Source organism: Bifidobacterium sp. LH_389 (assembly GCF_056357235.1).
In genome coordinates, this window is the sequence record NZ_JBKEVR010000029.1 from 1 (window position 1) to 9,799 (window position 9,799).

A 9,799-nucleotide genomic window follows, 5' to 3' on the forward strand; every position below is an offset into this window, starting at 1 on the left:
GCCGATGCCTACCCACACCACCCACGAACACTGCCGAACCTGCGGAAAACCATCAGCCCACACTGCGGAAAAACACTGCCAAACCCGCCGAACAAACATTGAAACAAAACATCATTTTCCCGGCCTTGACGGCCGGGTCGTGCTTGCAATGGCCGGCCCGGTACGCCTTCCGCTCCCCGCTGCGCTCGTATCTGGCGGCGCCGGTGATCTCGTCGGCCTCGGCGTCGAGCATCGCGTTGAGCGTCGCCTCGACGCTTTTCCTGACCATCCGGTCCAGGGTGGTCTCCAACATGGCCTGGTCGACCTCGTGGAATCTGCCATGACATGGCTCCGCGTCCTCTTTTCCAATCGCGATTTGTTTTGTTTGGCGACAGAAAATCGCACACAGGACACGGGCCATGTCCCTCTATCTCAAGCCCAAACCAAAGTGCGCAAAAAATCGGGCGTTATCTCGGCGCGCGCGTCCGCTGCGCGGCTTCGAACGAGTGGTCGACGCGCCGCTACCTAGACGTGTCCCGGTTCGGTGAGACCGTACCGGCAGCGAACCGGTCATCGTCACAGAGCCGGGCGAAGGCCAAAGTGCACAAGAATCCGGGCACTACCCCAACCGGTGCCGAACCACAATAACCAACGTGCTCAACAAATCAAATATTCATCTATTCATCATTGTCTCAGAAGCGAAGAGGCTTTTATGGCAAAACGATAACAATGTATGCCGAGCAATGTAAGTGCATATTTCAGTTTATTGCTTACTGATACCGAAATTTCACCCGACAGGACTTTAATTCTTTTCGTCTTTAGTTCATTATAAATAGTGTCTAGAATCCGTTTATCTGAATTATCTGTTTTTACAAGAACACTTAACACACTCACCAGTTCTTCGCTATAGCGAGTCTCGAGGCTTTGGATTAGATATGGGCAATTTATTTGAGCAAAGTCATATTCCTCTCTCAGGGCTTCAAGAAAGTCAACTTTCCTTACCAAATCTTTGTTGCTGATGCTGTCTTTTCTATCAATGGTGTAGTAATAATCATTCGCATCTTCATATCCTATATCTTTAGCTGCATAGATGACTTTATATGTTACATACTGGTCTTCATATGCCTTACCCACGGGATAGTGCAAAAGCGGGAATAAATCTGCTCGATAGAGTTTCCCCCATGCGTGAGAAGCGAAAGGACTGCCAAGTTTAACTGTGTATTCCATCGCCTTTTCGAGGGGAATGAGTTGATTAGATGGCTGAATTGTTTTTTTCAGTTCCAGCGAACTCTTCTCCTCAACTGGCATATATCCCGTGACTGTAAAAGGTGTATCATAATGCAATGCGCAGGACAGCAGATGCTCGATATGCCTTGGTCCTATGCAATCATCGGAGTCAACGAACACCACGTAATCGCCCCGCACAAGCTTCATGCCCGCGTTGCGCGCCGCCGACAGTCCACCGTTGTCCTGATGCAGCACCCGGATCCTGACATCGCGCTCCGCGTAACCATCGCAGATGGCTCCGGAGGAGTCCATGGCCCCGTCATCCACTAGCACCACGTCAAGGTTGGAATACGTCTGCGCCAGCACGGAATCAACGCACCGCTTTAGATACGCCTCCACGTTGTACACGGGTATCACCACGCTCACCAACGGTCTCTTGTTCATCGCTCCGTTCCCTCCTTCGCAACGGCTCTGGCGAGCGGCTCGTATTCCTTCAGGATTGTTTCGCGGGGGAATGCTTGTCCGTCCGGCAGGTTCAGCAATTCGTCCACGACCGCGCCGATCATGCCGGGGCCCTCGACGAACCGGACGTAGGGCAGGTCCCTGATCCACTGATAGACGCCGCGGACCTTGTGGTTGCTGTTCGTCATCACCAGGCACGGGGTGCCCGTGATCGCGGCGAACACCATGCCGTGCAGCCGGTCCGTGACCGTCAGACGAGACGCGGCGATCTGCCGGAGCTTGGCCGCCAGCAGCGCATACCGGGCTTCGGGAAGGACCGGGCGGGGCGCGTCGACCATGGTGTCCGAACGGGTCACTGCCAGCCCCGTGGCTCGAAGCGCCTCGTCGACTGCGACGGCGGCGCGCCGGTCCGTGGCCTTCTCGGCGTCGTCGCGCAGCAGCGTGAGTATTCCCTCGCGCCGGGCTGGCGTGTCGTCGAGGTATCCGGCGGCGTCCAGACTCAGCACGATGTCGGGCACGAGACCAACCCGGGCCTTGGGGTATTCGCGTTTCATGATCGCCTCGCTCGTGGTCTCGCGGGCGAACAACGTCAGCCGTGGCGCCTTCGCATAGATCTTCCTCGTATAGGCGAGCAGGGGCGAGTCGGGGTCCGTGTACGAGATGGTCTGGGGCATGAGCACGATCCGGAACGCGGCGAGTTCCTCGATGGCCAGGTCGCGTTCCCATTCGAAGCTCGGGTACAGGTCGCCCATGTTGCCACCCCCCTGCAGACAGATCACATCCTTTGAGGGATCGGCGTACCGGCGCAAGCACGCAAGGTATTCGGGCAGTCGGCCCGTGGGAATCTCCATCACCCCGCCGTCAAAGCGTTCTTCGAGGAAAGCCACCTCGGCCTCGGCGATGGCAAGGTCCCCGAGGTTGGGATAGTCCGGGGAGCCGATCAGGTAGCAGCTGGGGGCATTGTCCCGTGCCTCGAATTCGGCTCCATGTATACGCAACCCGTCGTTAATGCCCCTATGCTGGCGGATGCTAGTAAGCCGGTTGGGACCAATCAGGTATTTGAGCCACTGCTTAAAAGATGTATTCACACCATGTCCTTTCTAAAATAGGTAAATCATTCAACTTGCGGCATGCCGAGCTTTATGGACCGCGTGTCGCGTGAGTTTTCGTATGGCCGGGGTCAGGGCGGGGATTTGTGCCAGTGCGATGCAGGCAGTGAGGATCCATGCGGTCGCCTGCCAGCCGGCGGGCTGGATGGCCATGACCGCGGCCTGGGCGGCGAGCAGGAGCGCGCCGGCCGCGAGGACGAGAGGACGGACGCGGACGGGGATGACGCCGCGCGAGGCGCGCATGCGCAGCAGGAGGACGAGCAGGTTGCTCGCGGCCATGGCCAGGCACGGGCCCATGAGCCCCATCGGCGGGATCAGGAGCCAGGTCAGGGCCACGCTGGACAGGGCGCCGGCCATGGTGGTGGTGAACAGGGCGCGGGTCCTGAGGGTGGTGGTGAACACGCTGCCGTAGAACGCGTTGAGGCTGTTGAAGTAGATCGCCACGAGGAGCATGGGGATCAGGGGCCATGCCGAATAGAACTCGCCCCTGAGCAGGATGGCGGCGAGCCAGGGACTGCAGGCCGCGAGCAGCGCGGCGCCGACGGCCAGGAACGCGTTGAGCAGGCCGAGGACGGTGGAGAAGAATCCGGAGACGTCGCTCTTGCGGAATTCCTGGAACGCGGAGAGCGTCCACGCCTGCTGGAACACGTTGTAGACCAGGTTCAGCAGGTTGGGCAGCTTGCTGGCCGCGGCGAACAGGCCCGAGGCGGCGATGCCGAGCATGCCGGTGATGAAGAACCTGTTGATGCTGGTGCCCATCCACCAGAACAGGGCGTTGGGGATCAGGGGCAGGGCGTACGCGGCCATGGCGCTCACGAGCGCGCGGTCGTCGCGGCGGATGCGTGTCAGGTGGCCCAGGTGCCGGCCCGCGATCGCGAACAGGAGGATGCCGGCCAGGGCGCCGAGAATAAGGCTGTAGAAGTAGCCGTCCACGCCCATGCGCAGCCATGCGATGAACACGACCGCGGATCCGGCGGTGACCAGCGAGACGAGGACCGCGTCCCACGTGATGAGCTTGAGCTGGTTGAGGGCGCGGGCGACGTTGCCGTGATAGGCGAGCAGGCTGTTGGTGGCATAGGCTGCGAGGAACAGGGCCTTGTAGTCGCCGAGCCCGCCGAAGACGGGCAGGTTGAGCACGGGCAGGAGCAGGGCCACCAGAACGATGCCCAATATGTTGGCGGCAAGCCCCAGGGTGACGTAGCGGTCCTCGTTGTCCCTGTCGTCGATGGCATAGCGCAGCGTGGCGTCGCCGGCGGACAGGGTCGCCAGCGGCATGGCGAGGGTGATGACGGTGAGGGCCATGTCGGTGACGCCGAACTCGCCCGTGGTCATGTAGCTGGTGTACAGGGGCACGAGAAAGAACGAGATCAGTTTCGTAGCCACCGTACTGACCCCAAACACCACCAAATTCACCAACAAACCACGATAACGGCTGCTTTTCATAATTGTAGAACCAGACTAATTAATAAGATCGGATAGATTGTTCCAAAAGAATTCATATTGTCGTGTAGGGGATGAAGCATATTTAAAGTATAGGATAGAGGTAAGAATCATTAATGAAAAAACAACGATATTTTTATTTCTTTTTGATACATATAAAGGGAAAATAGACAAAAGCGCAAAAACTGAAAAACGATAAACCAACGCAACTCTACTAAACATCACAAGTTGCAAAGCTATGATTTCAAAAGACAAATAAATGATCAAGCAAGAAACTAAAACATCGACATCAGTCGTACGATCTTTTCGGTATAGCAGAATACAAATTAATATTTCAATAAACCATAACAAGTACGTCCCAATTCCATTGCTACTTGCAAAATAGTTGATTGAAAAATAATTTTTATACCGAGGTACAAGATAAATTATTATCTCAGCAATTGCCGATATAGAAATAACAGTCCAAAAAGAAATAACTAAAACTGCTTTTACATAAGAAATTTCTTTTTTTGATAAAAAATAAAATACCCCGATAAATAGCATGAGAAATACAGATTTATGGAAAAGACAAGAAAATAGAACTATTAATACCCCAACTGCGTAATTACCATTTCTAAACTTAGATATAGACTGAAGTCCAATAGATATGGCAAGCATTTGCCTCATTGGATTAAACAATTGCATGTAGAACGATTCGCACATAAAAAAGTATGACGCTAAAAAGATCGGCAATTTATTGTCATATATAAATTTTGCATATAAAAAACACGAAGTAATAGCGACAACAAATAGAAGCCATTGACCATTGTCGGTAAATGAGCCAATAAACTTACATAAAATAAAGAAACCGACTTCAATTTTTAAGTCAACACCAAATACAGTATTATAAGTAACGTCTGTTCCACTTGTTAAAGTTTTTGTCCAGGATATGTCGAGCGCTCGATGAAAAACATCTACAAAATGAGCTGTATCTTCACCAACTGATATCGATCGAAAACCGACAATCAAAGCCATATATGTAAAGAGCAAAAAGAGGAAAAGTTTGGAGGAAATAATTTTACCCTGAAGTAAAATTCCTAAGACCAAAATTAAACCAAACTGTAGAATGAAAACAGTCATAATATATTAAATCCAAAACTTTGATAGGATTGTAAAAATTACAACCTTTGCTTTTAGATCAATAGTTTTTGCATGTAAGAACGAAAATTTAAAATTTAGATTATTAATTCTCCATCCTTTTATATTATATAAACGACTACAGGTGATATATATTTTAACTAAATAATGTAGCCAGTATGATCTATATTCTATATCTTGAATAGTTAAAATTAAAGCAAACCACTCTTGTAAAATTGCTAGAGAGTCTTTTTGTTTTTTTTCTTTTGCAGAAGAGGTCATTATTGAACCACTTCTAATAACATAGTTATAAAAAGGATAATTTAGATAAACGACAATAGGATTATTAAGCCAAAATCTAATGGTGAATTCCATATCTTCAAAATAATATCCTTTTTTAAAAAAAAGATTATTTTGAATAAGAAAATCTTTACGATATAAATTTAACCAAATTGGGAAAAATAATTCATTTTTTTTGATAGATGAAATAATATACTCTTTAGACGAATATTTTTTAAAAGGAACAATATTTGAATGCTTTTGATACGTAACAATTGAGTTTTTGATTTGCCTACATTCACCAACTACGATATCTACACCATTGGCTGTTAAATGAATTAATTTTTCACATGCATCATTTTGAATGTAATCATCACTATCTACAAATAAAATATAATCTCCTTGGGCTTTAGATAGGCCGAAATTTCGCGCATCTGATAAACCGCCATTTTTTTTATGAAAAACACGGATCCTTGAATCTTCTTTTGCGTGTTGATCACAAATATCAGGACAATGATCTGTGCTGCCATCATCTATTAATAAAATTTCCAAGTTTTGATATGTTTGTGTGATTATGCTCTTAACGCATCTATCAATTTCATTTTCCACATTAAAAACCGGAACAATAACACTTATCAGTAAGTTATCCATGGAATAATCTTTCGCTAATCAATTCTATTACGTATATATTTTTCCCTATGATCAATGACGACACTATTGTCCGGTATATCTTTTGAAATTAAGGTACCTGCTCCTATCACGCAGCCTGAACCTATTTTTACTCCAGCGAGAATAATAACATTACTCCCAATCCAACAATTGTCGCCAATAACTATTGATTGCCTTCTTACACCTTGACTTTTAATTGACTGTCTAGAATTTTGAAAGACATGGTTTTCGGCAAAAAAATTACATCTTGGCCCGATCATTACATTATTACCAATAGTAATATGTCCCGAGCATCCTATAAATCCATAAGGGCCGATAGAAGAATTATTTCCTATGATTAAACCTTCGCCTTCATCAATACCATAATAACTAGACGGCCGAATCATTACCCCTCTGCCTATTGTTACATTATCCCCAAAATGAAGGCCTCCAGTACATAAACCTTGTATTTCACAATAATCTTCAAATTTTACATTTTTACCACAGAAGATATGGTTTCCGTGTGAGATAGTTACTTCTTTCCCAATGAATAATAATCCTTTCCTTTTTTTAACAACAAAACCACGGATAGCACCCCTAACAACCTTTACAAGTGCTCTCCATAAAACAATGATTCGATCTTTTCCTGAAACTTTTATCTTATATCGCATATTACTTCTCCATATTGATGAGCTTATTGTAAATAACCTTTAATGAAAAAACATGATCATTAAATTGAGGTGTATTAAACCACTGTTTGATAGATGCGCACTTTTTCTCTACCTCATTTGAATTTAGTAGATATAAAGTCTTCGACAGCGCGTCGGCGTTTCCTGATGGATATATATAACCGAATTTCTTATCTATAAGATAAGAAGCTCCTACACAATCACTTGCAATCACTGGAATGCCTGCACTTAATGCTTCAAGTACCACAAAGCCAAATGATTCATAGGACATGCTTGGAACTACTACAACATCTTCTTTTGACATCGCGGCACTAAAAGTAGTAAATTTTGGTAGATAAGAGACCAAATCGTCATTATTGCCGTTTACACCATAGATATCAAAGTGTAATTTACTTGAGCTATTTTTCCGTAATTTATCAATTACTTCTAAGAGAAAAACATACCCTTTATAGGGACGGGTGCCGCCTAGATAAGCAATACGGATTTGACCCTTATCATCGTTAAGCTTCATATCTCGTTGTGTCGGTAGATTGGAATGCGTTATTGGTAAAATCATTGAAGCTTTGGGAATACAGTACCGTTCATAAGCCGTTTGAGAAACCTTACTGTTGAACAATAGCATGTCAATACTGTTTATAATATTGACTTCATATGCCCTAAAAGCGGTATAGTTCTTCACAGATTCCTGGAGTTTGTTAGCTGTCATTTCAGCTGTTTCACCAACGTTAGGAGCATAACTCTTCCTACTGGTAGCAACTGTTGTAAGAAGCCTACGAAGCATATTTGAACTTTTAATCCATCGTATCATTGTAGACTGCTGCATCTTCAGCTTCCTCAGCGATGGTGCATCTGCATTAATCCACGTGCATTCTTCATCGTTAAGATTGTGATCCATTGGATACACTTTGTTCATTGGGTATAAGCCAAAAAAATCGTGAGTGGTGAAAACCGTCGGAATCCCCAAATCGGCAGCCGTATCCACAAATTCTCGATATAGCCCTTGCAATGTATGAAAATGGATGATATCCGGCCTATATTTGACTAGAAAATTCCGGAACACAGTAGGGTCAACCGGGTAATGAAACTCATCTGGATTCCCTACCGCCTGATCCAATACAACTGGTAATGGATTGCGCAATTCAAACGATGCGGCTCCCCGCACCATACCATGTTTCCTAATAGCGGGTTTTCGACTTCGCATTACCCCGGGCCACAGCATACCTACGGCATCACCTTCAGACTGTTGCGTATCAATCAAATCCGCAACGTATCGGGTCAGTCCGCCGCTTCTATAGGGAGGAAATCCCAGCGCATAGTGCAGGATCTTCATAATGGGTCTCCCGCCTAGCGATCTTCGTCGAGAAACAGACGCTTATACTCATCGGCGATAAACTGCCAGCTATACGCGTCATGGATGCGAGCCTTCGCTTTGCGACCCAGTTCGGCGATTTCCTCAGGGGACATGGCATCAGCCTTATTGATCAGTGAGGCAAGAGCTCCGGGTTCCTTGGTCCAGTAGAGGGCTGCGTCTTCGGCAACCTCCCTGTTGAATCCCACACCCAGCAACAGGTTCAAATCCGTGCTGCCCAGCGCCTCAAGCAGGCTCGGGTTGGTGCCGCCCACCTCGTGACCGTGGAAGTACCCGTACGCATTCTCGCGAATCTTCATGAGAAGCTCCTTGTCGTACACGGTTCCCACGAATTTGATGCGAGGATCTTCGTCGAAATGAGTCTTTTCCTTAAGCTCCTCCAAAAACTTGTCGCTCACGTTGGTGATGAGGGCGAAGTCGCGAGTGGAATCGCTCTTCATGAACTCACGGATCATCGTCTCGTAATTGTTTTCCGGTACGAAACGGCCCACCACAAGGTAATACGATTTCGGGCTAAGCCCCTTCGAGCGGTACCAGTCAAGCAGTTTCGGATCGTCGTCGGCGAGCTTACTGGAACGAGTTTCGGCACCGTAAGCGATGAAGGTGGTCTTCGGGTCGTATTTGCCGTACTCCTCGTGGATGTATGTCTCCATGTTCTTGGAATCGCACACCAGCAGATCGCAGTGCTTGGTCATCATCTGCTCGGAAAGCTTCCAGTACTTGCGCACCGGCGCGCTCCACTTCGCGCGCATCCACTCGTGCCCATCCGGATTGATGTACAGTTTTCCGCCGAGTTTGCGGATCACGCGTTCGAAGTGCGCGGCAAACGGCCCGATACGGCAGGCGAGAACGTACACGATGGGATGCGGAATACGATTGGCTCGGATGTACCTCACACAGTCGTTCAGCGCGGCCACATCATAGTAGATCGCCTGAGCGGGGCCGATATTCGGAACCTTCACCTTAAAGCAATCCGCGTTATGATACGAGAAGCGACCGGTCTCCTGAGCCTTGCATGCCACATGGTACTTGATGGAAGACTCGCCCTGATGATACTCGGTCAATCGGTCCATAAACGTCTCATAACCGCCGTAGTTGCCGGGGATGCCTTTGGAACCAACCACGAACACATGCTGGACGTCCGCCATGTTGGATACGCCAGACGCCGTACCAAAACTGACATAACGGCCGTTATCGGATATCTGTCCCTTTCCCACGGCGTTCCTCCCGCTCAGCACCCATTCCGGGCACATTGTCATCCACTAGGCTAGTGGTATACTCCTGACTACAACCATACCATCCCCCCTATTGATTACCCGGGTTCTAAATAGAAGCGCAACACCCGCTCTAAGGTTGGAAGTGTTCAAGTCCACAACCGAAGAGAAAGTGTCGCGCTCATGACGAAAGTGTATTCCCACCTGTCGGCCGAGGAAAGAAACCGCATCGACGAGCTAAGGAACCGCGAGGGACTCGGCGTGCGC

At 48.2% G+C, this 9,799-nt stretch carries 8 protein-coding genes and 1 pseudogene; all 9 read right to left on the reverse strand.

The features are described from left to right. Window positions 1-112: 112 nt before the first annotated feature. Window positions 113-349 (reverse strand): annotated as a pseudogene (locus tag AC1AZA_RS11250) (transposase); the annotation flags it as partial. Window positions 350-663: 314 nt separating this feature from the next. After that, window positions 664-1,650, reverse strand: a complete 987-nt coding sequence (locus AC1AZA_RS11255) for a glycosyltransferase family 2 protein (RefSeq protein ID WP_476514743.1) — start codon at window positions 1,648-1,650, stop codon at window positions 664-666. Continuing rightward, on the reverse strand, window positions 1,647-2,756 hold the full coding sequence (locus AC1AZA_RS11260; RefSeq protein WP_476514744.1) for a polysaccharide pyruvyl transferase family protein: 1,110 nt from the start codon (window positions 2,754-2,756) through the stop codon (window positions 1,647-1,649). The genes AC1AZA_RS11255 and AC1AZA_RS11260 overlap by 4 nt, the downstream gene beginning before the upstream one ends. Before the next feature lie 30 nt (window positions 2,757-2,786). Next, complete coding sequence (locus AC1AZA_RS11265) at window positions 2,787-4,220, reverse strand: lipopolysaccharide biosynthesis protein (RefSeq protein WP_476514745.1); 1,434 nt, start codon at window positions 4,218-4,220, stop codon at window positions 2,787-2,789. Window positions 4,221-4,235: 15 nt separating this feature from the next. Beyond that, entirely contained in the window at window positions 4,236-5,336 is a 1,101-nt protein-coding gene (locus tag AC1AZA_RS11270) for an EpsG family protein (RefSeq protein WP_476514746.1), read from the reverse strand. A gap of 6 nt (window positions 5,337-5,342) precedes the next feature. Beyond that, window positions 5,343-6,263, reverse strand: a complete 921-nt coding sequence (locus AC1AZA_RS11275; RefSeq protein ID WP_476514747.1) for a glycosyltransferase — start codon at window positions 6,261-6,263, stop codon at window positions 5,343-5,345. A gap of 14 nt (window positions 6,264-6,277) precedes the next feature. Beyond that, entirely contained in the window at window positions 6,278-6,931 is a 654-nt protein-coding gene (locus AC1AZA_RS11280; protein ID WP_476514748.1) for an acyltransferase, read from the reverse strand. Window position 6,932: 1 nt separating this feature from the next. Then, window positions 6,933-8,279, reverse strand: coding sequence for a glycosyltransferase (locus AC1AZA_RS11285; protein WP_476514749.1), 1,347 nt, complete (start codon window positions 8,277-8,279; stop codon window positions 6,933-6,935). Window positions 8,280-8,293: 14 nt separating this feature from the next. After that, the gene (cps2T, locus tag AC1AZA_RS11290) at window positions 8,294-9,535 is read right to left on the reverse strand and encodes a beta 1-4 rhamnosyltransferase Cps2T (protein ID WP_476514750.1); all 1,242 of its coding nucleotides are present in this window, start codon (window positions 9,533-9,535) and stop codon (window positions 8,294-8,296) included. Between the last annotated feature and the right edge of the window lie 264 nt (window positions 9,536-9,799).